Source organism: Pseudoalteromonas sp. S3785, from assembly GCF_005887365.1.
In the GTDB taxonomy this organism is placed as follows: Bacteria; Pseudomonadota; Gammaproteobacteria; order Enterobacterales; family Alteromonadaceae; genus Pseudoalteromonas.
Window position 1 is genome coordinate 21,475 of the sequence record NZ_PNCT01000043.1, and the last position, 25,392, is coordinate 46,866.

Genomic DNA, 25,392 nt, shown 5'->3' on the forward strand with positions numbered 1-25,392 from the left:
AGACTTAAAGTCTTGCAAGCTCTTTTTGTAAACGGCGATACTGAGTAAGCAAGGCTTTTAAACGTTGCTGTTTAACCAGCTCTGAGGGTTCTACGAAGTTAAGCGCTTTTTGGATTTCGTCTGCGGCTTTAATGTAAGCACCATATTGGGCAAGCACATCTGCATTGGCTTCGTGATAAGCAGCGAGCTTGTCTTGTTTTTTGTAGGCGTCGGCTAAAAGCTGTTTGCCTAAGTTATGGTCGGGCTTTTCAAGTAAAAAACTTTTTAAAATGTTTTCCGCTAATTCAAACTGCTCAGCTTCTAATGCCGCATTTGCATAGTTTAAAGTAATAACTTGGTTGTTAGGACGATAGTTGTTTAGTTCAGCCAAAAACGTTACAGCTTCGTCGGCTTTTTTTTGCGCTATGAGCAAATCGGTATGGGTATCGATATAAAATAAATTTTTAGGGTTTTGTGCAAGTAGTGGCTCTAATATTTCTGCGGCTTCATCGAGTTTGTCTTGGTCAAGCAAGCTTATACCCAAGCCATATTTAAGCGCGGTGTTGTTGTAAGTGTTTTCACGCATTAACTTTCTAAATAGCGCCTCGGCGTTTTCAGGCTTATTGGCATAACGGGCGAGTACACGGCTTTTTGCTAAATTAAACTCAAGGCTTGGGTTTAAATGACGCACAGGGTATTGCTCTGCACGTAGGCGTACGTCAGACACGCGGCTCTCTGGCAATGGGTGGGTCAGTAAAAAAGCGGGTGGCTTGTATTTGTACCTTATTTGCGCTGCAAGTTTAGTTAAAAACTCACTCGAAGCACGCGCATCAAAACCAGCGTTATTAAGGGTTTGCATACCAATTCTGTCGGCTTCTTGCTCGGCGGCACGGCTGTGTGTGAGTTGGCTAAACGCAGCTTGGGTTTGGTTAGCCGAAATAATAGCAATGCCCGCATCAGGGGCCACCACTGTTGCTAATATACCGGCTATCATACCTGCAATAGTCAGTGCACTGTTGTCTTGTTGTTGCTGAATACGACGCGCTAAGTGGCGCTGAGTTACGTGCGCTATTTCGTGTCCAAGTACAGAGGCAAACTGGCTTTCGTTGTCTGACTGCGCAATAAGCCCAGTATGCACACCAACATGCCCGCCGTAAAAAGCAAAGGCATTAATTTCGTTGTTATTGACCCAAAAAAACGAAAAAGGAAAACGCACGTCGTTTGCATTAGCGACTAGTTTACGGCCAAGTGTGGTTAAGTATTCGTCTAAAACAGGGTCGTTTACCACAGGTGATGAGCCTCTTATTTGCATCATCATCACTTCGCCAATGGCTTGTTCTTTTTCAAGTGGCAAAACTTGTAGCGCAGACGTGCCTAAATCGGGTAGCGTAAAGTTTGTTTGTGCCTTTAACGGCTCACTAAAGAGTAGGCTAAAGGTAAGCGCGGCGCTGCATAAAGTGATAAAGGCTGATTTTAGCTGCATTTTATTCCTTGTTTATTTGTTCACCAATGGCAATTTTTGCTATGTCAATTTCGTCGCTGCTTGCACGGCTGTCTTTTTCGCACAATTGGTAGAGTTCTTTTATTGAGACTCCATCAAGCTTTACAACGTTCAATTCCTGCTGCAAAAATTTAATAATTTTATGTACTACCTTATGTGCATGTAAAATAATGGCTTTATCGGCCTTATCGCCGCGCTCAAAATAAAAGCCAATAAACTTATGGAGCTGATTTATGCGGATCAGATTTTTCATTGAATGCGGATCCCATACTTTAAACTCCATAAAGCGGTTATCTTTAACGTATTGATCAATAATAATATCTTTAGCATAGGGTTGCGCCCACAGCTCAAACCCGCGGTCAGTAAATACTTGGTGTAGTGCAATACGGGGCTTATGTTTGGTATGTATTTCGCCAAAGTTATCTTCATAGCCTTCAAGTAAGTCTAAGTTCCAATTGCGTCTATTGAGCAGGCTTTTTACAGCGTTATCAAACCCGTGCTCCAATATTCCCTCAGCTTCGCTGACCGAAGAAGCAACGAGGTGATAAAAAGGCGGAAGCTCTCCCCAGTTTATCTGCTTTTTATACCAATTAATCTCTTTGAGAGTTGGATTACTCGGTAGTTGAGCTTTATTATGCGTGCCAGGCATTAACTTATCCTTACTGCTAATTATGCTATAAGGATAAACCATTGCAGGAATGGTTTTAAGAAAAAGTTACTGCTGTTCACATTTTATAAATAGAATGACCGACAGTATACGACTTATTATTCATTTTACTTGGCGAGTAAAGTAGTTATGTTAGAGTGCGATTTAAAAAAATTTAAATGCCCACAACAGTTTGTACAATTTAAATTAGCGCTTCGAAATGCGCAGGCATCAAATCAGGCAATAACGTTTAGTATTAATAACAATGAGAGCGCTGATGATATTACGCGTTTTTTAAGCAAAAATGCATATACATATAAATTTGACCAACACCTAGGACTATTACGAGTGGAGCCATTGCATGTTTGAATACGTTAAAACATGGTACGAAAGGAAGTTCTCAGATCCTCATTCAGTCACCTTACTTTTTTTACTTATTGCCTCAGTGGCATTGCTGTACTTTTTTGGTGCGTTAATTGTTCCTGTATTAGTGGCATTGGTAATTGCTTATTTACTTGATTGGCCGGTCGTACACTTAGAACGCTTTGGGTTAAAACGCTTTAGCGCCACGGTCATTGTTATGCTGATATTTACCGGGGTTATGCTTACCCTTATTTTGGTTATTGGCCCTGTGCTTTGGAAGCAAACCAGTAATTTAGTACAAGAAACCCCGCACATGGTAGAGCAAGGTAAGTCATTTTTAATGGCCCTACCACAGCAATACCCCAGTTTAATTAATGCCGAGCAGGTTCAAGCTATTGTAGCCAGTGTAGAGGCCAAGGCGCTCGAATTTGGCCAAGTTATTGTCTCGTTTTCACTCACTTCGTTAAAAGATGTTGTGGCTTGGCTTATTTATTTGGTACTTGTTCCTTTACTGGTATTTTTTATGCTTAAAGACAAGCTTGAGCTTACCAGCAGTGCCGCTACGCTTATTCCGCGACAGAGACGGTTAATTTTGCAAGTGTGGCACGAAATGAATCAGCAAATAATGAATTATATTCGAGGCAAAGTATTCGAGATTTTAATTGTCGGTGGCACCTCGTTTATTGCCTTTACCGTACTTGATTTACGTTACGCAGCATTACTTGGCGTGCTGGTTGGGTTTTCGGTGTTAATTCCGTTTGTGGGGGCGGCGTTGGTTACCATACCTGTTGCAGCGGTGGCATTATTTCAATTTGGTATTGAAACACAGTTTTGGACCGTATTAGTAATTTATGGAATCATTCAGGCGCTCGATGGCAATGTATTAGTGCCTTTATTGTTTTCTGAGGCCGTTGATTTGAACCCCGTATTTATTATTGTTGCAGTGCTATTTTTTGGCGGTTTATGGGGGTTTTGGGGCGTGTTTTTTGCCATTCCGCTCGCATCGCTCGTAAAAGCGCTAATAAATGCATGGTCATCCACCCATGGAGAAATAACAAAAGAGCTGCCAGAGTAACGTATTTTTAGTTTAAAAAAGCATAGTAAACGCACCTAAGTTACTAATTGATTATTACCCAATGTGAACAAACTTATGTACTATTGGGTATAAGATATATTTTTTAGTAATAAAGGTGCGTTTTTAATGTCTGATTTTTTATTGCACGATGAACAAGCAGCCCAGGTTTATCTTGATGCAAACGCTACAACACCTGTTTTACCCTGTATTGCCGACGTGGTGTCGCACACCATGCAAATTTGTTTTGGTAACCCCTCAAGCCCGCACATTAGCGGTATTCAGGCTAAATATTTATTAGAGCAAACAAGGCAAAACGCACGTAAAGTGATTGGCGCACCAAATGGCGATATTTTATTTACCTCCGGCGCTACTGAAGGTATTCAAACTGCGATTGTCTCTACGCTAATTAATGCTAAAAATCATACGATTAAAAACCCTGTATTACTTTATGGTGCAACAGAGCATAAAGCCGTGCCTAATACGTTAAAACATTGGAATAGCGTACTGGGAATAAACGCTGAGTTACTTGCCATTCCGGTTGATAGTAATGGCATTTTAGACTTAGCCTTTATAAGTGAACATATTAACAATGCGCTCATGATTTGTACTATGGCGGTTAATAACGAAACCGGAGTTTATCAAGACCTAAACGCTATTGAGCATGCTATTCGTAGTCGTAATAAATCGGTTTCGTGGATGGTTGATTGTGTACAAGCTTTAGGTAAACAAGCACTTAAACTTAGTAGTACCAGTATAGATTATGCCCCATTTTCGGGCCATAAGCTGTATGCACCTAAAGGTATTGGCTTTTTATACATTAAAAATGGCAGTGCCTACACACCATTTATAGCAGGGGGCGGGCAAGAAAGCGGCATGCGCTCTGGCACCGAAAACCTACCAGGCATAGCAGGGCTTAATAAATTGTTTGATTTGCTGCTAGATAAAAATGACGACACGTTTAAATCGGTGGAGGTATTAAATAACTACAGAGCGCAACTGCTTAATGCGCTGCAAAGTACCTTTGGGGGTATTACTTTTAATCATGACTTTTCTCAGTCTGTCCCTACCACCCTTAATTTTGCTGTCGATACGCTTACCTCTAAAGAGGTGATTGATTTATTTGACGCAGCTGGCATTAGAGTCAGTAGTGGTTCAGCGTGTAGCACAGGCGCAACACGCAGTTTTGTGCTTGATGCAATGGGCGCAACCGATTGGCAAAGCGAAAATGCGATTAGACTTTCGTTTGGCCCAGCCGCTACTCAAGCACAAATAGATCAAGCGTATGCACGTATTAGCTCTTTAAAAGCCGTGCTAGAGGCTAACTGTTTAATTGTTTCTGACAGTGCGTCGCCAAAGCAAGAAGTGTGCGCGCTGGGATTAACACAATTTAGGCATAAAGGAGCGTGTAGCTGGTTGTATGTAAGTAACGACAATAGCGCCGTTATTATTGACCCCGTATTAGAGCTTATACCGCGCTTTGAAAAAATAGTCAGCACACAACAGCTCAATGTAAAAGCAATTTTAGATACGCATAAGCACCAAGACCGTCCAAGCGCAGTGGCTTTATTAAATGAAGTACTGGGCACAACGCATGCGATGCAAAATAGCATTGACCTTGGCACAAAAACATTAATTACAGTGCCAACCCCAGGGCACAGTAAAGACAGCGTGAGTTATTTATTAAAAGAGCGCTCCACAGATCATATTGATTATTGTTTTTGCGGGGATTTAATTTTACCTGCAGGGCTTGGCAATACTTCGCTTGAAGGGGGCAGTGCAACGCAAATGGCACACTCACTTATTAGCCTTGGCGAGCAAATAAGTGACGATACAGTTATTTGTTCGGGGCATGACTATCAGCAATGCTTTGCCATTAACTGGCGAACTGTACGTGCACAAACGCCTTTACTTAGTCCATTATTAAATAAAGAAATAAGTACGACGCAATTTGCACAGCTAAAAGCGCAACACGATCAGCTGCATGTGCAAACCAGTAACCAACTGTGTGGCTATGTTCAAGCGGCGGTTCAATCTGACACTAAGCAGCTAGACTTTGCGCAAGCAAAAATGTTGCTAACGCAAAAAAATGTGTATTTAATTGATACCCGTGAGCCGTATGAACATGGTGTTATTAATGTAGCGGAGCTTTTTGCTGCGCCTTTAGCTAATACGCTTAATATTTCACTTAGTCGTATGGCTAACGCTATAGTCCAAAACCAGTTAAACCCGCAGCACACCTATATATTACTGTGCAGAAGTGGCAATCGTTCTAAAATTGCAGCGGCAAATTTACAGCAATTAGGCTTTGCGAATATTTATAACGTAGCGGGTGGCTTGGCGTTGGTAAGCTAATTATTGGCCTAGTTTTGTGGGTGTTTTAACCACCTATAAAGCGAGGCGAGTGTAGGCAATGCATTTTATGCGTAATTCATGAATATTTAATAAATGTTGATTAAACTGTTAAATGGTTAAAATTTGTGGGTAATTAATTCATAAAATTTTTATGATACCGGTGTCAAAAGTAAAAAATTGCGTTATTATCTGCATCATAAATTATAAAAACAGCATTTTTATTGCTTTTTTCGTTATACTAGGCGCTTGCTTTTTTACTAGCACTAAGCGCAATAAGCGAAGTCTTTTTACCTAAAACTGTTTTTAAATCATTAGTTTAAATATTTTAGAGGATATTTACATGTCTAATCGTTCGCAATTAGCAAGTTGGCAAGCACTACAAAATAGTGCCGCGCAGATGAAACACACCCATCTAAAAACGTTATTTGCACAAGATGATACACGATTTGATGCATTCTCTACTCAAATTCCGGGTGTGTTGTTTGATTATTCAAAGCAACGTATCGATAAAACTATTTTTGCACAACTGATCGAGCTTGCTAAAGAGTGCGATATCGCCTCTTGGCGCGACAAAATGTTCAGCGGTGAAAAAATTAATATTACAGAAGAGCGTTCTGTTCTTCATACTGCTTTACGTAATCGCGACCATACACCTTTAGTTGTTGATGGCGAAGATGTAACCAAAGCGGTTGATAATGAATTAGCAAAAATTAAAACCTTTGTAGAAAAAGTACGCAGTGGTCAGTGGCTTGGTTACACAGGTAAAACAGTAAAAGATGTGGTAAGCATTGGTGTAGGTGGTTCAAACTTAGGTCCACAAATGGCTACCGAAGCGCTAAAAGCACTTGCTGATGACACTTTAAATGTTCATTACGTATCTAATGCTGACGGTGTTCAAATTGCCTCTGTATTAAAAGCAATTGACCCAGAAACAACATTGTTTGTTATTTCATCGAAAACATTTACCACATCAGAAACCATGACCAACGCCAAAACGGCCGTTGATTGGTTTTTACAAACAGCAAAAGATGACAGCGCCATTGCCAAGCATTTTGTTGCTGTGAGCACAAACTTAGAAAAAACTGCAGCCTTTGGCATTAGCGATGAAAACGTATTCACTATGTGGGATTGGGTAGGGGGTCGCTTTTCACTTTGGAGTGCGATAGGCTTACCTATTGCGTTATACCTAGGATATGACGCGTTTGAAGCTATTTTAGAAGGCGCATTTGAAGTTGACGAGCACTTTAAATCAGCACCATTTGAGCAAAATATTCCGCTGATTATGGCACTATTAAGTGTTTGGAATACCAGCTTTTTAGGCTTTACGTCGCAAGCTATTTTACCGTATGACCAAGCGCTTCATATGTTACCTGCATATTTACAACAAGGTGAGATGGAAAGTAACGGCAAACACGTCAATTTTTCAGGTGAAACGGTACCTTATACAACGGTACCTATTATTTGGGGTATGACCGGTATTAACGGCCAACATGCGTTTTATCAGTGTTTACATCAAGGTAATGTAATTGTACCAGCTGATTTTATTGCCTCAGTTAAGCCACAGATAGCCGTAGATAAACATCACGATATTTTATTATCTAACTTTTTAGCGCAAACAGAAGCAATGATGAGCGGTGTAGATGCACAGCAAGTCACAGAAGATTTAGCCGCTAAAGGTAAAACCCAAGCGCAAATTGATGAGTTGCTAAATCATAAAATTCATCAGGGTAACCGTCCTACTACATCTATACTGCTAGATACAGTTGATGCAAAAACAGTAGGACGCTTAATTGCGCTGTACGAACATAAAATTTTCTGCCAAGGCATAATTTTAGAAATTTGCTCTTTTGATCAATGGGGTGTAGAGCTTGGTAAAGGCCTTGCCTCTAAAATTGAAAGCGAACTAACCGATGACAGCGTAAAACATGCGCACGATAGTTCAACAAATGGCTTAATTGCGTACTACAAGCAGCACCGTACGCAGTAATATATTCGCTTATGTAATAAGCAAACCGAGTACCTTTGAACGGGTAGCGCTGGAGTTCTTAGGGCCTGTATTTTTGTGAGAGGATTTACAGGACTCCTAAGACTCATTTAATTGTGCAAAGAGTCAAATAATAAACACAACAACTTAGCGTAAAACATTCAATAGGCTTTTATTAACACTAAGAGCCACTGTCATTCAAGCACTAAACCTGCATACCAAGTGGCTTATGGAAGTCGCTTTTAGGTATTACAAACGTAGAGAGTAACTATGCTTAATCCTTTTGATATTATAATTTTTGGGGGCGGTGGTGATCTTGCGTTACGCAAATTGCTACCTGCAATGTACAGAGCATATCAAGAAGGCAACTTACCAGAAGGCTCGCGCATATTGCCTACAGTGCGTGAAGAAAGTAAGCGCGCTGACTACATAGAAACAGCCCACAACGCACTGAAAGAATTTTTAAGTAAAGGCGAATATAACGCTAAAGATTGGAAAGCATTTTCTACTTACTTAGTGCCTGTAGTAAGCAACGTAACTGAAGCTGACGACAACTGGGATGTACTTAAAGGCATTTTAGATGAGCACGACAGCAATAAATCTCGCGTATTTTATTTATCACTTCCGCCTGCTGTTTACGGCACATGTTGTGAAATTTTATCAACGAAAGGTTTAATCACACCCACTTCACGTGTGGTTGTTGAAAAGCCAATTGGTTATTGCGGCGAATCAGCAGAGGCTATCAATGGTAAAATTGCAGAGTTTTTTGACGAAGAGCAAATCTTCCGTATTGACCACTACTTAGGTAAAGAGACAGTACAAAACTTAATGGCGCTACGTTTTTCAAATTCACTGTTTGAAAACATGTGGGATGCTAAATCTATTGATAATATTCAAATTAGTTTATCTGAAACAGTAGGTCTTGAAAGCCGTGCAGGTTTTTACGATAAAGCCGGCGCATTGCGTGACATGGTGCAAAACCACCTTTTACAGCTATTGTGCTTAGTGGCCATGGAATCACCAAATAAACTAAACGCAAATAGCATCCGTACTGAAAAACTTAAAGTATTAGAAGCTCTTCGTCCGCTACTTGAAGGTGACGTAGATGAAAATATCGTTCGCGGTCAATACGTACCAGGGGATTTAAACGGTAAAATTGTACCGGGTTACTTAGAAGAGCTTAACGAAGGTTCAAGCAAAACAGAAACCTTTGTGGCTATTCGTGCACACATTGATAACTGGCGCTGGGCAGGGGTACCATTTTACCTTCGTACTGGTAAGCGTATGGCTAAACGTTGTGCAGAAATTGTGGTTGAATACAAAAAAGTATCGCACAATATTTATGAAGAAAACGTGGGTAATATTGAGCCAAACCGCCTTGTTATTCGCTTGCAACCTGAAGAGACAATTCAATTAACGCTTATGTCTAAGCGCCTTGATAACTTGGAAATGCAATTAGAGCCGGTAACGATGAATATTGAGCTTTCTCAAGCATATAGTAATGGTTTCCATTCTGATGCGTACAAACGCTTAATGCTTGATGCTGCCGCTAATAACCCATCGTTATTTATACACCGTGACGAAGTTCGTCAAGCGTGGAAGTGGATAGATCCAATTATTGAGCGCTGGCAAACCAAAGGCAAACCTGCACTTTACCGTGCTGGTAGCTGGGGGCCAGATGATGCTGATGAATTATTAGCTGAAAACAATCACGTGTGGTTTAACACAGGCGATAAGGCGTAAGGTATGGCAACACTTGTTGAAAAATTTTTTGACTCAAAAGATGAGTTAACCGCTGAGCTATCACGCACGCTTGAGCAGTCTTTACGCGATGGCATAAAAAGTGATGGCCGAGCCGTGCTTATGGTATCGGGCGGTTCGTCTCCGGCGCCGGCGTACAAGCACTTATCAACGCTTGATTTAGATTGGCAAAATATAGATGTAGCCATGGTTGATGAACGCTGGGTTGAGCCAAGCCACGAAAAAAGTAACGAAGCGTTTATAAAAAGCACCTTGTTACAAAATCATGGCAGTGCCGCAAATTTCATTACCATGAAAAATGATGCAGCAACGGCCGAGCAGGGCACACAAGTATGTGAAGCCGCTTATAGCGCTTTAAAAGCACCGTACGATGTAACAATTTTAGGCATGGGCCCAGATGGCCATACAGCGTCTTTATTTCCGCATGCACAGGGCCTTGAGCACGGTTTAACAACACAGCAAACTGTGTGCGCTATTAATGCAATTGAAAGTGAAGTAACGGGTAGCATCACAGAGCGTATGACACTTACGTTAAATGCAATAGCTAACTCTAAAGTGGTTAAACTCCTGATCAGTGGTGAAGAAAAGCTAGCGGTTTACAAGCAGGCTAAAGCGGGGGGCGATGTAAACGACATGCCACTTCGCGCTGTGCTAAACCATCCAAGCATAAATATTGAAGTGTATTGGGCGCCTTAATTTAGCCGCTTGTTTACAGTTTAAAAAGGCAGCTTAATTAAGCTGCCTTTTTATTTGCTTAAATAATGTACTAAAGCTATTCAAAAAATACGGTTAAACTGTTAACCAATGTTAATGAGTTTTATGGGGTTGTATTAAAATTACTCGTTATTTGTGCTTTTTTTGAGCGTATTTTCAAAGTTTTTATTGTCTGTTTTTTAGCAACGCACAGATTTAGTTAAACTTTATTTTTTCATGACGGTTGTCATAAAACTTTCCCTTCCTTTTTCCGTTCAAAAGCATTAGCCTAAAGGCATTAACAATGAAACATATATATTAAAAATAAACGGAGCAGTAACATGGCGGAGCAACAAGTACAGCCTCTACACAACGAAAAGCATGCCAACACTAAAATTCAAAACGGCATCAACGTTGAATTTATGAAAACTCAACATTTAGTGCCAGTCGTTGCACATGAGTTTGCACGCGTAGCAAATGAATTCCCAATGTCTTTTGTTAAAAACAACGAAAGCGGTACTTTTCAAGCAGTTGCAATGTTTGGCCTAGAGCCAGGTGAAAACCTGTTTGTAGAAGATGGCAAATGGACAGCAGCTTTTGCACCTATGGCATCTACACGTTACCCATTAGGTCTAGTAAAGCACCCTGAGCAAGATCAATTCGGTATTGTTATTGATGAAGCAAGCTCGCTTGTGGGTGAAGAGGAAGGCAACGCATTATTTGAAAACGGTGAAGAAACAGAGTACTTAAAGCGCCGTAAAGAGTCTTTAGTGTCTTTCATTGAGTTTTCTCAAGTAACAGAAGCATTCACTAAATACTTAGCTGATAAAGAGCTACTAGTAGCGCAAACGCTAACCGTAGACATTAAAGGCGAGAAAAAAGACATCAACGGTATTTACCTTATCGATGAGAAAAAACTAAACTCACTAAGCGATGAAGACTTTTTAGAGCTTCGTAAGCGCGGTTACTTAGCACCTATTTATTCGTTCTTAACATCTACTCACCAAGTAGCACGTTTAGCACGTTTAAAAGCAAAGCAAAGCGCGTAACTACATACACGTTTAATAAAAAGCGCCTAATGGCGCTTTTTTTATGCCATTAATCTTGCTTTAGTTGAAATTTTTGTTGTGACCATTCACATTGTTTTTAACCTATATGTAAAAAGAGCCCACGATGAAAAAAACAGTCTTATTATCGGTTTTAGCCAGCAGCTGCTTAACATTCAGTACACTAGCGTTAAGTGAACAAGCCCCGTTTGCCATTGCGATTCATGGTGGCGCAGGCACAATTGAAAAAGCCAAGTTTACCCCAGAGAAAGAAAAAGCCTACCGAGCTAAACTAGCCGAAGCAGTAGAGGCTGGTTATAGTGTGCTTGAAAAAGGCGGCGAAAGTTTAGATGCAATAACCACTGCCATTAAAGTATTAGAACAGTCACCTTATTTTAATGCCGGGCGCGGTGCAGTGTACACTTATGATGGCAGCCATGAACTAGATGCCTCAATAATGGATGGGCGAAACCGTCAAGCAGGTGCAGTTGCTGGTGTAAAACACATAGAAAGCCCAATTGAATTGGCTCGCTTAGTAATGGATAACTCTGTACATGTAATGCTTAGTGGCCAAGGGGCTGAAGAATTTGCCAAAGAGCAGGGCGTTGAGCTGATAGAAAACAATATATTTGATACTAAACATCGTTATGAAGCACTTTTAAAAGCGAAGCAAAAATTAGAAAAAGAACAAGCAACCAGCAAAAACTACCAAGCTGCACATAAAGCCCTGCCAACAAATTATAAAATGGGCACAGTAGGGGCCGTGGCTCTGGATAAAAATGGTAATTTAGCGGCAGGTACATCTACAGGAGGCATGACCGCAAAACGCTTTGGCCGTATTGGCGATGCTCCTGTGATTGGTGCGGGTACTTTTGCTGAAAACGAGACGTGTGCGGTGTCGGCCACCGGTCACGGTGAGTATTTTATTCGCTACAGTGTTGCCAGTGATATTTGTGCACGTGTTAAATATCAAAATAAAACCATTGAGCAGGCAGGGGATGAGGTTATTGACCAAGTGCTTGCGCCTATAGGTGGTACAGGTGGTGTTATTATTGTGGATGCTAAAGGTCATATTAGCATGCCATTTAATACCTCGGGTATGTACCGAGCGAGCAAATCGAACACGCAAGCAACCTTTGTAGGCATTTTTAAAAACCAATAGCGATATATAAGCCTTATAGGGATTGTAGGATTAACGCTGCGCGTTTATTTTGATACTATTAGCCCTCATTTATTAAATTTATAAGGTGTGCGGGTGGTAAACCTAGGTCAGTTGTTTGGCGAGCTTAAAACATGCTTAAAAAAAGATCAGTTTATATTTAAAAAACGCTTACATGGCGTAAAAAAAATACAAGACGAGACTAAGCAGGCCAATGCCCTTGAAAAAATAGCGGCTGATATTACCCGCAGCCAGCAGCTACGTGAAAAACGTTTAGCTGAGCTGCCCGCTGTAACGTACCCTGAGCAATTACCGGTAAGTCAAAAAAAGGACGTCATTAAAGACGCTATTGCGAATAATCAAGTGGTGATTATTGCCGGTGAAACAGGCTCAGGTAAAACCACGCAAATACCAAAAATGTGTTTAGAGCTTGGCCGTGGGGTTGATGGCTTTATTGGCCATACTCAACCAAGGCGGTTAGCCGCGCGCAGTGTAGCTAATCGCATTGCTGAGGAAATGAAATGTGAGCTCGGCCAACAAATTGGTTTTAAAATACGTTTTAGCGATCAGGTTTCTAATAATACTTATGTAAAACTAATGACCGACGGTATTTTGCTCGCCGAAATACAACAAGACCGCTTTTTAAATCAGTACGACACCATCATCATTGATGAAGCCCATGAGCGCAGCTTAAATATCGATTTTATTTTAGGGTATTTAAAAAACTTATTGCCAAAGCGCCCCGACTTAAAAGTTATTATTACCTCGGCGACCATTGATCCTGAACGTTTTTCAAAGCACTTTGATGATGCGCCAATTATTGAAGTATCGGGACGTACATTCCCCGTTGAGGTGCGCTATAACCCTATAAGCGATATTAATAAAGACGCTATGGAAGCCGAAGGCGACCAATTGCAAGGTATTTTTGATGCGGTAGATGAACTGTGTGCTGAAGGGCCTGGGGATATCCTTATATTTTTAAATGGCGAGCGCGAAATACGCGATACCGCAGAGGCGCTCTCTAAACGTAATTTAAAACATACCGACGTACTACCACTTTACTCGCGCTTATCTAACGCAGAGCAAAACCGTATATTTGCCCCGCATTCGCGCCGCCATATTATTTTATCAACCAACGTGGCCGAAACCTCATTAACGGTGCCAGGTATTCGTTATGTAATAGACCCAGGTACAGCGCGTATTAGCCGTTACAGCTATCGTACTAAAGTACAGCGTTTACCTATTGAGCCAATTTCTCAGGCAAGTGCCAACCAGCGTATGGGGCGTTGTGGCCGTGTTGAAGCGGGTATTTGTATACGCTTGTACTCAGAAGATGACTTTATATCTCGCCCAGAATTTACAGACCCAGAAATACTGCGTACCAATCTAGCCTCTGTTATTTTGCAAATGTTGGCATTAGGGCTTGGCGATATGAGCGAGTTTCCGTTTGTACAAGCGCCAGATAGTCGCAATATTAACGATGGTTTAACCCTACTTGAAGAACTACAGGCGATTAAGCCGAGTAAAAAACGCCATCAAACGAGTTTAACGCAATCAGGTCGTGAGCTTAGCCGCTTACCGGTCGACCCGCGCTTAGCTAAAATGGTGCTCACGGCTAATAAGCTCGGTGCACTGCGAGAAGTTATTATTATTGTGGCTGCGCTGTCGATTCAAGACCCACGAGAGCGCCCGCAAGAAAAACGTGCCGCAGCGAACGAAAAACACAGCCGCTTTGACGACCCTGACTCGGATTTTATTGCTTTTTTAAACCTTTGGAATTACCTAGAAGAGCAGCAAAGTGAGCTGACCAATAGCCAGTTTAGAAAGTTGTGCCAAAAAGACTTTTTAGCTTATATGCGTATTCGTGAGTGGCAAGACATTGTTTATCAAATAAGCACTGTGTGCAGCGAAATGAAAATTAAAGCAACCACGCAAGTGGCTGACTCTGAGCTAATTCACAAAGCGCTACTGAGTGGCATGTTAAGTCATATTGGCTTTAAAGACGAAAAGCAAATATATAAAGGCGCTCGTAATAGCCAATTTCATATCTTTCCGGGGTCTGGGTTATTTAAAAAGAGCCCCAAATGGATTATGTCGGCAGAGCTGGTAGAAACCAGTAAACTATACGCACGTATTAATGCCAAAATAGATATTAATTGGGTAGAGCCCCTTGCACAGCATTTAGTAAAACGAAGCTATTCTGAGCCGCATTGGGAGAAAAAACCAGGCGCTGTTATCGCGTTCGAGCAACAAACCTTATACGGCCTATTGGTGGTTAATAAACGCCGCTGTGTGTATAGCAATATAGACCCTAAAGTTAGCCGTGAGCTGTTTGTACGCACCGCCTTGGTAGAGCAAGAGCTTGGCTTAAATGAGCAGTTTTTAACGTACAACCGCGAGCTAATAGAAGATATTCAGGTGCTTGAGCATAAATCGCGACGTCGCGATATTTTGGTTGATGAGCAAACGTTATTTGAATTTTACGATAAAAAAATACCGAAAGAAATCAACAACCGTGCAGCCTTTATAAAGTGGTATAAAGCGCAAAAGCAAAAAGATAAACGCTATCTATACATGACCCGTGAAGAGCTTATGCAACACGGTGCAAGTAATATAACTGAATTTGATTACCCTGATACATGGCAGCAAGATAATATCATTTTACCGCTGAGCTATCATTTTGATCCAGGACAAGCTGTTGATGGGGTGGCTGTACAAATACCGGTCGCACTTTTAAACCAAGTGCAAGAAACCGGGTTTGATTGGCACATACCTGCCTTTAGGCATGAGCTAATAAGTGGTTTAATAAAATCGCTGCCTAAGTCGTTACGTCGTAACTTTGTACCTGCTCCTAATTACGCTGATGCTGTACTGGCTGCCATTGAGCCTATGCAAGGCAGCTTACTCGATGCACTTACTACACGCTTACTAAGAATGACAGGCGTAAAAGTAGAGATAGAAGCGTGGGATTTAAACGCACTGGCGCCTCATTTACGCTTACAGTTTGAGGTACGTGACGAGCACGATAAATTGCTTGCACGCGGTCTCGATTTAGCAAAACTAAAAGCACAGCTACAAGGCAAAGTAACCGATACGCTGTCAAAAGTGGCCGATAAAGGCATTGAAAAAGCCGATTTAACACACTGGGACTTTGGCGCTTTGCCTGCCTCGTACGTTAAAAAGCAAGGCCAATACGAAATAAAAGCTTACCCAGCGCTGGTAGATAAAAAATCCACTGCGGCAATTGAGCTCTTTGATAGCGAAGAAAAAGCACAGCAAGCACATCAGCAAGGTTTACGTCGTTTAGTATTATTAAATGTACCCTCACCAATAAAGTACCTTCAGCAAAACTTGCCCAATAAAGCTAAGCTGGGCTTGTACTTTAATCCGTTTGGTAAAATTGCAGATTTAATTGACGATTGTATTGCAGCCGGTGTAGACAGCTTATTATTAAAGCATGGTGATATACGCGATGAAGAGGCTTTTGATAAAGTTAAAGAGCATATTAGGGGCGAACTAGGCGATGTTGTAGTAGAAATTGCCACCCAGGTTGAACAAGTTTTAAGCATTGCCCACGCGTTACATAAAAAAATGAAAGGGCGTGTCGATTTAACTATGATAACTGCCCATGGCGATATAAAATCGCAGCTTGAGTCTCTTATCTTCAAAGGGTTTGTGAGTGCTCACGGTGCAAATAAAATGCCCGACCTAATTCGTTATTTAAAAGCGATTCAAAAACGTTTAGAAAAACTGCCTGTTGATCCTAACCGCGATAGACTGTGTGTTTTAGAGCTTGAAAAAGTAGCGCAAGAGTACAAAAAGCTCGTAAATAAAATTCCAAAAGGCTTACCTATCCCGCAAGAGGTAGAGGCTATTTTTTGGATGCAGCAGGAGCTTAGAGTATCACTGTTTGCGCAAACCTTAGGTACCCCATATCCTATTTCTGCAAAACGCGTTATGAATGCGATAAAAGAGATAGAATAAAACTTGCATTTTCTATTAAGCTTAGTACCTTAATAGAAGGATTTATTTTTGGTTGAGAAGGAAGCGACATACCTATGTCCTCATCGGTTGAACATAAGATTAAGCGGTTGTTAGTTGTAGATGACGAGTATTTTAATTATGAAATGCTTAAATCTGCGCTGACTTCAAAATTTGAAGTTAGTTATGCTGACTCAGGCAAAAGCTGTTTGGCGTCTGCCATTGCTAACCCGCCGGATATTATTTTGCTTGATGTATGTATGCCAGGCCTAGATGGGTATGATACATGTCGGATGCTTAAGCACACGCCTGAGACTAAAAATATACCCGTTGTTATGGTATCGGGATTAGAGTCGCCTTCGGAAAAGCAGGCGGGGTTTGATGCAGGGTGTGATGCCTATGTGGTAAAACCGTTTTCGATGGGTACTTTATTTGAGCAAATAAACACGGTTGTTTAAAGGTGATGCATGTTTACTGAAGATAAGCGCAATTTTAGACGTATGCAGGTTAATACGCCTGCGCAATTAACAACAATTGAGCCTATTGCAGGGCTAAATTATACCGCAGAATGTGTGGATTTAAGTGCCACTGGTTTATCACTTCATTTAGATGATTTACTTGAACTCGATACTTTGCTTCAGGTTAATATAGAGTCAACTCACCCAAGTATTGCCTCTTTAAACGCAACGGCTAAGGTTATACGTGCTAGCAAAGAGGACGATGGCACTATTACAGCAGGATTAGAAATAGTCCAGTTTAACTAAATTAAATAAGCACCTAGCTGGTGGCTTTTGCCATCGCAGGGGTTAAATTACGTTCGATTTTTATTACCTACGTCCTTGTAGGTAATGACAATAATTTTTAGTAAACCTTACAAATTAAGCCCTTTAAGTAAAAGCCTTCAGGGTAACTGCCCGCAATAGGGTGATCGGCCGCTTGATTTAAACGTTCCATAATCAATAGCTCTTTACCCGCATCTAGCGCAGCGTCTGCTACCACTTTTTGAAACAAATTTTGCTCCATTAATCCAGAGCACGAAAAGGTAAGTAATGTACCGCCTGGCTTTAAAATTTGCATAGCAATCATGTTTATATCTTTATACCCACGACACGCTCCAGTTAACTGTGCTTTGTTATCTGCAAACTTTGGTGGGTCCATTACAATAGTGTCAAACTGTTTGCCTTCATCTCTGTACTGGCGCAATAGCTTAAACACATCTTGTTTTACAAAATCGACTTTATTTAAATCTAAGTTATTGTGCTCTACGTTACGCTTAGCGGTATCTAACGCTGGTTGCGATACATCAACATTAGTAACGTGTTTACAACCACCGCGTAAGGCATACAATGAAAATGTACCTGTGTAGCTAAAGCAATTTAATACGGTTTTATCTTTTGAAAAACGCTCAAGTGCTGCGCGGCTATCACGCTGGTCAAGGTAAAAGCCTGTTTTGTGACCTTCTAAAATATCCACTTCAAGCTTTAGGCCATTTTCTTCAATAAGTACAGGTGCTGAAGGCTCGTTTCCCCACAAAACGCCTTTGATGGGCTCTAAACCTTCTTTGGTGCGCACGTCTACATCAGAGCGCTCATAGATATTTGCACCAGGAAAAATAGCCATTAATGCGCCTACAATTTCACCTTTATGGCGCTCAGCACCAGCACTTAATAGTTGACATACTAAGGTGTTATCAAACTTATCGATAGTAACACCAGGTAAATAGTCAGACTCAGCAGCACATAATCTAAATCCAGTTAAACCGCCTTCGGCGATTGCATGCTCACGTGCTTGTAAAGCACGGCGTAAGCGACGCTCAAAAAATTCTTGGTCTATTACTTCTTTTTCATCAAAGCTCCACACACGCGCTCTTATTTGTGAATGAGGGCTATAAGCTGCGGTGGCAAGAAATTTACCTTCGCTGTCGTGTATTGTTACCGTATCACCTAGGCCTGGTTTACCTTTAATTTTTTTGATGGCTTTAGAAAATAACCATGGGTGTTTTCTTTTTAATGATTTTTCGCGACCGGCTTGGAGGTAAACGGCAGATGACATAAGGCTTCTCAGTAGTAATAAATAAGCGCTGTATTTTAGTCAAGCAAAGAGCAACATACAATGAATGTTTTGCAAGGAAGGTGTAAAGCACGGTAAAGTATGAACAATTTTTATATTAATTTGTTTTTGGAACATAACTGTGGCCAACTCTGTTTTAACCCCTGAGTTACAACAACTAGATTCTCAATGTCGTACATTTATTACTTCGCTAATACATGCTGATGTAGCCCACGACATAACACATATAGAGCGCGTAGTACGTGTTGCTATTCAATTGTGTCACGCCGAGCAAGCCAATATGAATATTGTTTTGCCCGCAGCATGGATGCATGACTGTGTTGCAGTGGCAAAAAACCATCCTGACAGAGCAAAAGCGTCAACCATGGCGGCAGATAAAGCCATTGCGTTTTTAAAGTCAATTAACTATGACGCGAGTTTGTTTGATGATATTCATCATGCTATAGCCGCCCATAGCTTTAGCGCCAATATAGCGGTTAAAACTTTAGAAGCTCAAATCGTGCAAGATGCCGATAGGATGGACGCACTCGGTGCAATAGGTGTCAGCCGCTGTATGAAAGTAGGGGGTTCTATCAGTCGCTTACTGTACAACCCTGATGATCCGTTTTGTGTTAATCGCGAAGCAGATGATAAAACCTATACTCTGGATCATTTTTTTATTAAATTGCTTCATATTGCTAAGAGCATGAATACGCCCTCAGCTAAAGCTGAGGCAGAGCGACGCACAACGTATATGTATGCGTTTTTAGAGCAGTTAAAATCAGAAATTGGCCAATAGTATGAGCGCTCCATTATTATCGGGCATAGATCATTGCCACCTAAATGTTGAAAACATCCAAGAAGCGCTAAAATGGTACAAGCAGGTGTTAGGCTTTAGCGTTGTTGAAGAGCTTGCCTTTTGGAATGAAAATGGCAAGGGGCCACTCACACTTGAAGATACCGCAAAAACAACACGTTTAGCGTTGTTTGAAGCACAAGGGCGAAGTAAAGGGATTGCGTTTTCAGCCACAGGTGCACAGTTTATTTGTTGGATTGATTATTTAAAAGGCTTAAACATAAAAACAGTGCTGGCCGATCATGGTGTTACGTTTTCACTTTATTTTAAAGATAACAGTGGGAATAGCCACGAAATAACCTCTCATGACTACCCGCACATAAAAGCGGTATATGGCGATGTAAAACAAGGTTCGCGCAAGCGCAATACTTAGTGTTGCTCTTGGTATGCGTTTTTGATTGCGATTATACCATCGAGCTTATTTACAAATAAGTTGATGAGGTCGGGGTCAAAGTGTTTACCTGCTTGTGCTTGCATATGTTCAAGCGCCTCTTCTACACTCCAAGCCTCTTTATAAGGGCGTTTTGAGGTAAGGGCGTCAAATACATCTGCAATCGCTACAATACGCCCTTCAACCGATATTTGTTCGCCTTTTAAACCATTAGGGTAGCCACTGCCATCCCACTTTTCGTGGTGCTCTATAGCCAGTTTATGGGCAAGTTGTAATAGCGGTGATGAGGAATTTGCTAAAATTTGTGCGCCAATAGCCGCATGCTGTTTCATGTGGTCAAATTCGTCAGGGGTCAATCGCCCAGGCTTTAATAAAATAGCATCCGGAATACCTATTTTACCTACATCGTGCATAGGGGCTGCTTGGCGAAGTAGCTCTGCTTGTTGCTCACCCATGCCAAATTCTAATGCTAATAATTTACTGTATTGGCTCATTCTAGCAATGTGCTCACCAGTGTCTGTGTCTTTGTACTCTGCAGCGCGGCCTAATCTATGTACTAAATCAACATGGGCTTGCTTTAATTGCTCAGCTTGTACAAGCGATAAATGTGTTTTAACACGTGCGCGTACAATCGCAGGACTAATAGGTTTAGTAATGTAATCAACCGCACCGAGTTCAAACCCTTTAAACTCATCGCTTTCATCGCCAAGAGCCGTTACAAAAATAATCGGGATGTGCGAAAGCGTGGGTGTGCTTTTAAGTATTTGGCATACCTCAAACCCATTCATATCGGGCATCATGATATCGAGTAATATGAGCTTAGGCTGTTCTTTCTCAAGTAGGGCAAGTGCTGCAGCGCCTGATTTAGCAAAAGACATGCGGTATTGATTACCTAATACTTCTCGCATAACTTTTAAGTTAGCAGGTTCATCATCAACGATTAATATACGCGGCTTGTCGTTGCTAAAATCCATTCAATATTCTCATTCTTCGGTAAACTCTTTAATTAAATCGTCTAGTATGTGTTGTGCCTGATCAAAATCAAATTCATCAAACGCGTTTACAACCTCACTAATTTTAGTTTGTAAGTGTGCAGGGACGTTATTTTCAAGCAGTGCAAGTAAATCATCGTTGAGCTCAGCACTTTGCGCTTCATGGTGCAGCGTTTCACACAGTGACTTTAATTCAGCTGTGCTTAGCGTGCTTTTTTGCTCAATATCCTCACTTTCAGCAGGTGTGATTTGTGTGCATTCATCGCCTGATATTAATTGCGTTATGGTCTCTAATTCATCTTTTATTTGTGTAACTAACGCTTGAGATTGCTCAGGTATTTGCTCGCGTTCTAAATTGGCTAATAAAGTCATTAATGTTGTAAGACCTAAATTACCAGCAACTCCTTTAAGGGTGTGTATTAGGCTATGCTCGTTTTTAACCTGCGATAATTTAGTATTAAATAAAATATCAAATCGTTTATTACTGTCATTTATAAATTTGGCAATTTCGGTTAACTGCTTGTATTTATTGCCCCAAAGCATCACACCTTTTTCAAAGTCGATGTGTTTAGCCTCAGGGTCTGATTGGCTAATCACCATATCTTTTGCAATACCTAAGCCAAGCACTTGGGCAATTTCTTGGTTAAGCTGATTTATATCTATAGGCTTATTAGCAAAGCCGTTCATACCAGCACGTTTAGCTGTAAGTTTATCTTGCTGAAGCACGCTGGCTGTTAGGGCAATAATAGGGGTGAATTTCAACTGTCTTTGTTTTTCGATAGCTCTAATTTTCGTGGTGGCTTCTATGCCATCACACTCAGGCATATGAATATCCATCAGAATGACATCAAAGCTTTGCTTTTCAAATATTTCCACAGCGTCTAAACCGTTGCTTGCCTTGGTAACTAAATGCTGATCTTTAGAAAGTAATAAAGAGAGTAACTCGGTGTTTTGCTCGATATCATCCACCACCAGCACTCTTAGTGAGGGTAACTGGGTGTGTAGGCCATCGAAATGATCTATTTTTTCTGCATCGCCTTGTTTAAGAGGTAATGAGAAATAAAAGCAGGTGCCTTTGTTTTCTTCACTGACTAGGTTTATGGTGCCGCCCATCAGCTCTACTAATTGTTTACTAATGGTTGTGCCAAGTCCTGTACCACCAAAGCGACGAGTTGTGGTGCCATCGGCCTGAACAAACGGCTGAAAAATAGCTTTAACACGGTCTTTAGCAATACCTATGCCGGTATCTTGCACTTCAAAAAAGAGCTGTTCGGTTTGTGTGGTGCTTACAGTGAGCTCAACCGATCCTTGCTCGGTAAATTTAATGGCGTTACCGATTAGGTTGGTTAAAATTTGCCTTAACCTATCTGGATCGCCATAGTAGGTGCTGGCCACAGAGTCTTTAATGTTTAACTTTAAGCGCAGGTCTTTCTTTTTTGCTTCAAGCCAAAATGTCGAAATAATGCTATCGAGTACCTGCTTCAAACTAAAGTGTACTGGTTCAATCGTTAACTTTCCGCGCTCAAGCTTTGCGGTATCAAGCACTTCATTAAGGAGTCTCAATAATGAACGCGCCGCATTATTGACTGTAACCAAATGTTTTTGCTGTTCTTGGTTTAGCGGTGTGTCCATGAGTAGGTCGCTAAAACCGATAATAGAATTCATTGGTGTGCGAATTTCGTGGCTCATATTAGCCATAAACGATTGCTTAGCGTGCGCAGCTTCTTCAGCTTGCAATTTAGCTTGTTCTAGTTTGTCTTCGTATTCTTTTTGCTCTGTAATATCAACGAGCACCCCATCTATCCACTGCGGGTTATTCTCTTTATCAAGGGTTATACTGCCTTTATCGAGTACCCAGGCGACTTTACCGTTGCGGTGGCGTATACGGTATTCTACCGAGTATTTTAAGCTTGAGGTCATGGCTTGTGCTACGGCTTCGTTAACCGTTGGTTGATCTGTTTCTAAAATGAGATCATTAAATTCAATGCAGCTTTCTGTGAACTCTTCTGGCGTGTAGCCTGTGAGCTCCATTATAGTCGGGCTGATAAATAACATGCTCCAGTTTTCATCGTATTTACAACGAAAAGCAGCGCCAGGCATATTATCCATCAAAGAGCGGTACTTTTGCTCTTTTTCAATAAGGCTTTGTTGCAAGGCGCGTTGTTCGGTTAAATCTGTAATAAAACCAACATATAATGGCATCTGGTCGGGCTGGTTAACTTCTCCTATGCCTAAGCGTATTGGGAAGAGGTGGCCATCTTTGTGCTTAGCAGAGACATCTCTATTTATACCAATTACCTTACCAAGATCTACATTTTTGGCGTTAGATAAATAGCCATCGTGGTGGCGGGCGATTTCATCGGCCATCAGCATTTTTACATTTTGCCCCTGAACGTCACTTTCTCGCCAACCAAAAATTTTGCTGGCAGCTTCGTTAAAGCTCAATATAATGCCGGTGTGATCAATAGTTACAATGCCATCAATAGCAGTGCCTAAAATAGCATTTAAGCGCGATTCATCCGCCGATTTTTCCTCAAGTAATAAGCGGTATCTTACCATGCCATTTATAACTGCAATAACACAAGTTATAGCAACCGTCGCGGTAGCTACGGCAATAGCCACAAAAGCAAGCTCAGTGGTTGACTCTTGATAATCAGGTAAAAGCGGTGTGGTTGCAACAAATCGGGTAGCGGCCATACCCATGTAGTGCATGCCCGCCACTGCTGAGCCTAAAATAATAGCGGTAATAGCACGCGCTTGTATCTGTGATAAATTAGGTAGCAAACGCGTTAAATAATAACGGGTAAAAAGTGCTATAAACGATAAACCAACAGCGACCACAATCGATAAAGCAAACATGGCTGGGTCGTAACGTAGTAAGGGGGCCAGCTCCATAGCCGCCATGCCACTGTAGTGCATTGTGCCAATACCTGAGCCAAGTAAAATAGAGCAAATAATCAGGTGTTTGAGCGAGCCTTGCGATTTTACTAAAATCGAAAAGGCATATTGGCATGCAATAAATGCAGGTAAAAAAGATAAAAGGGTTATCAGCGGATCATAACTTATATCTGTACATAGCGAAAAAGCCAACATACCTATAAAGTGCATGCTCCATATGCCGGCCGATAAAACAGTGGCTCCGGTTATATTGGCTAGGCGTTTATAGCTTTCGAACTGTGTTTGCTTAGCTACATCAACTAACCATACGGTAAAAAAGGCCGCAAAAATAGCGGTAACGACCGATAAACTAACCAGTATAGGGTTATATGCACCATTGATAATAAGGCTCGGATCTTGATCGGTTATAAAAAATGCAGAGAGCATAACGACTCAAATTAGTATCTTTATTAAACTAGTTTAATAGATTTATTATATAAATAAACTGTTAATCTAATAATTTATACTATAAATCTGTGAAGTTACTTTTTCTTGTGAAAATATTAACATACGCAGTGCACTTCATTAATAAAACGTTATTTTGAGTTAGTAAAAAATACTGAACCTATTTATTTATTTATTTATTTATCGTTAAATAACTACATTGAATAGATAAGGCTTTATAATAGGCTTTTTTAGATTTTGAGCATACACCTTGTTTGAGTATCAGTTAAAGCGAAGTACAAGGCGTAAAACAGTGGCAATAAAAGTTAGCCAACAATTAGTTACTGTTTATGCACCTACGCACGTATCAAAAATACATATAGAACAATGGCTGCTCAGTAAAAAAGAGTGGGTAGCTGCGCAATTACATAAACAACTTAATGCTATTGATGTTCATCAATATCCATTTAAAAGTCAGAAAGTTACGGTGTTTGCTAAACCATATACTATTACTTTCGCTAAAGGGACACGCTCGTATGTTCAGCAGTCCGACAGCGAGTTTATTATTTACACTTCTAAACGAGTAAAAAAACAGCTCGAAAAACGTAAGCAGCTACTTTGCCTTGCTCTTGAAGAAATGCTAACAAACTACATTGAAATGCGTTTAGCCTATTATTGCCAACAGATGTCAGAAGCATTACCGACTAAATTGACGATTGGAAGTTATAAACGTAAGTGGGGGAGTTGTAATTCTCGACGAGAACTAACCTTTAACCTAAACCTTGTTGGGGCACCGCATCATATAATTGATTATGTTATTGTGCACGAATTGGCTCATTTAACGCATTTAAACCACAGCAACGCTTTTTGGAAGCGCGTAGCTAAATTTTATCCCGATTATAAATTGGCATCAGCATGGCTTAAAAACCACGGGGCAACATTACAGTGGGTATTTGATAATTAGTCTAAAAATGAAATTGAAATAGTGATAAAAAAGAGATAGAAAAAGATACTGAAGATAAGAAGTGGTGGAGGGAGCTGGATTCGAACCAGCGAAGGCTGAGCCGTCAGATTTACAGTCTGATCCCTTTGGCCGCTCGGGAACCCCTCCACACTATTTTGTTACATTTGGCCCCACTTAACTTAGCGGTAAGAAAAGTGGTGGAGGGAGCTGGATTCGAACCAGCGAAGGCTGAGCCGTCAGATTTACAGTCTGATCCCTTTGGCCGCTCGGGCACCACTC

Annotated in this window: 19 protein-coding genes and 1 tRNA gene; 14 read left to right on the forward strand and 6 right to left on the reverse strand. The window is 41.0% G+C overall.

Annotated features, from left to right (window positions below; all coding sequences use genetic code 11):
- Positions 1-4 precede the first annotated feature (4 nt).
- Together bepA and CWC17_RS11705 are read right to left on the reverse strand one after the other, a co-directional pair.
- The gene (gene bepA, locus CWC17_RS11700; RefSeq protein ID WP_138612990.1) at positions 5-1,462 is read right to left on the reverse strand and encodes a beta-barrel assembly-enhancing protease; all 1,458 of its coding nucleotides are present in this window, start codon (positions 1,460-1,462) and stop codon (positions 5-7) included.
- A gap of 1 nt (position 1,463) precedes the next feature.
- Entirely contained in the window at positions 1,464-2,129 is a 666-nt protein-coding gene (locus tag CWC17_RS11705; protein ID WP_138612991.1) for a hypothetical protein, read from the reverse strand.
- 147 nt (positions 2,130-2,276) lie between these two features.
- Here CWC17_RS11705 and CWC17_RS19575 point away from each other — a divergent pair, with 147 nt between their 5' ends.
- The 11 genes from CWC17_RS19575 to CWC17_RS11760 all read left to right on the forward strand — a co-directional run bounded on the left by CWC17_RS19575 (position 2,277) and on the right by CWC17_RS11760 (position 17,304).
- The gene (locus CWC17_RS19575) at positions 2,277-2,495 is read left to right on the forward strand and encodes a hypothetical protein (RefSeq protein ID WP_055016282.1); all 219 of its coding nucleotides are present in this window, start codon (positions 2,277-2,279) and stop codon (positions 2,493-2,495) included.
- Positions 2,488-3,564, forward strand: coding sequence for an AI-2E family transporter (locus CWC17_RS11715; protein WP_138541822.1), 1,077 nt, complete (start codon positions 2,488-2,490; stop codon positions 3,562-3,564). The genes CWC17_RS19575 and CWC17_RS11715 overlap by 8 nt, the downstream gene beginning before the upstream one ends.
- A 126-nt stretch (positions 3,565-3,690) precedes the next feature.
- On the forward strand, positions 3,691-5,916 hold the full coding sequence (locus tag CWC17_RS11720; RefSeq protein WP_138612992.1) for an aminotransferase class V-fold PLP-dependent enzyme: 2,226 nt from the start codon (positions 3,691-3,693) through the stop codon (positions 5,914-5,916).
- 340 nt (positions 5,917-6,256) lie between these two features.
- Positions 6,257-7,903 carry a glucose-6-phosphate isomerase gene (gene pgi / locus CWC17_RS11725; protein ID WP_138612993.1) on the forward strand — a complete coding sequence of 549 codons (1,647 nt, stop codon included), beginning with the start codon at positions 6,257-6,259 and terminating at the stop codon, positions 7,901-7,903.
- A 267-nt stretch (positions 7,904-8,170) separates the two neighbouring features.
- Positions 8,171-9,643, forward strand: coding sequence for a glucose-6-phosphate dehydrogenase (gene zwf / locus CWC17_RS11730; protein WP_055016278.1), 1,473 nt, complete (start codon positions 8,171-8,173; stop codon positions 9,641-9,643).
- A gap of 3 nt (positions 9,644-9,646) precedes the next feature.
- Positions 9,647-10,357, forward strand: a complete 711-nt coding sequence (pgl, locus tag CWC17_RS11735) for a 6-phosphogluconolactonase (protein ID WP_138612994.1) — start codon at positions 9,647-9,649, stop codon at positions 10,355-10,357.
- Positions 10,358-10,695: 338 nt separating this feature from the next.
- On the forward strand, positions 10,696-11,403 hold the full coding sequence (locus CWC17_RS11740) for a SapC family protein (RefSeq protein WP_138612995.1): 708 nt from the start codon (positions 10,696-10,698) through the stop codon (positions 11,401-11,403).
- 124 nt (positions 11,404-11,527) lie between these two features.
- Positions 11,528-12,562 (forward strand): isoaspartyl peptidase/L-asparaginase family protein, encoded by a 1,035-nt coding sequence (locus CWC17_RS11745; protein ID WP_138612996.1) that lies wholly within the window; start codon positions 11,528-11,530, stop codon positions 12,560-12,562.
- Positions 12,563-12,655: 93 nt separating this feature from the next.
- Positions 12,656-16,543, forward strand: coding sequence for an ATP-dependent RNA helicase HrpA (gene hrpA, locus CWC17_RS11750; protein WP_138612997.1), 3,888 nt, complete (start codon positions 12,656-12,658; stop codon positions 16,541-16,543).
- A gap of 74 nt (positions 16,544-16,617) precedes the next feature.
- A complete protein-coding gene (locus CWC17_RS11755) occupies positions 16,618-16,998 on the forward strand; it encodes a response regulator (RefSeq protein WP_055016273.1) in 381 nt (126 codons plus the stop codon).
- 9 nt (positions 16,999-17,007) lie between these two features.
- Positions 17,008-17,304: a PilZ domain-containing protein gene (locus CWC17_RS11760; protein ID WP_055016272.1), complete on the forward strand. Its 297-nt coding sequence runs from the start codon at positions 17,008-17,010 to the stop codon at positions 17,302-17,304.
- A 97-nt stretch (positions 17,305-17,401) separates the two neighbouring features.
- On the opposite strand, the gene CWC17_RS11765 is transcribed toward CWC17_RS11760, so the two are convergent.
- Positions 17,402-18,592: a class I SAM-dependent methyltransferase gene (locus CWC17_RS11765; protein WP_138541816.1), complete on the reverse strand. Its 1,191-nt coding sequence runs from the start codon at positions 18,590-18,592 to the stop codon at positions 17,402-17,404.
- Between the two features lie 139 nt (positions 18,593-18,731).
- Here CWC17_RS11765 and CWC17_RS11770 point away from each other — a divergent pair, with 139 nt between their 5' ends.
- Complete coding sequence (locus tag CWC17_RS11770) at positions 18,732-19,388, forward strand: HD domain-containing protein (protein WP_138612998.1); 657 nt, start codon at positions 18,732-18,734, stop codon at positions 19,386-19,388.
- A 1-nt stretch (position 19,389) separates the two neighbouring features.
- Positions 19,390-19,818, forward strand: coding sequence for a VOC family protein (locus tag CWC17_RS11775; protein ID WP_138541814.1), 429 nt, complete (start codon positions 19,390-19,392; stop codon positions 19,816-19,818).
- On the opposite strand, the gene CWC17_RS11780 is transcribed toward CWC17_RS11775, so the two are convergent.
- Positions 19,815-20,810 carry a response regulator gene (locus CWC17_RS11780; RefSeq protein ID WP_138541813.1) on the reverse strand — a complete coding sequence of 332 codons (996 nt, stop codon included), beginning with the start codon at positions 20,808-20,810 and terminating at the stop codon, positions 19,815-19,817. The two genes, CWC17_RS11775 and CWC17_RS11780, sit on opposite strands and share 4 nt — an antisense overlap.
- 9 nt (positions 20,811-20,819) lie before the next feature.
- Positions 20,820-24,152, reverse strand: coding sequence for an MHYT domain-containing protein (locus tag CWC17_RS11785; protein WP_138612999.1), 3,333 nt, complete (start codon positions 24,150-24,152; stop codon positions 20,820-20,822).
- A 310-nt stretch (positions 24,153-24,462) separates the two neighbouring features.
- On the opposite strand from CWC17_RS11785, the gene CWC17_RS11790 reads away from it, so the two are divergent.
- Positions 24,463-25,113, forward strand: a complete 651-nt coding sequence (locus tag CWC17_RS11790; RefSeq protein ID WP_138541811.1) for a M48 family metallopeptidase — start codon at positions 24,463-24,465, stop codon at positions 25,111-25,113.
- Between the two features lie 62 nt (positions 25,114-25,175).
- On the opposite strand, the gene CWC17_RS11795 is transcribed toward CWC17_RS11790, so the two are convergent.
- Positions 25,176-25,260: transfer RNA gene (locus CWC17_RS11795), tRNA-Tyr, on the reverse strand.
- Positions 25,261-25,392 lie beyond the last annotated feature (132 nt).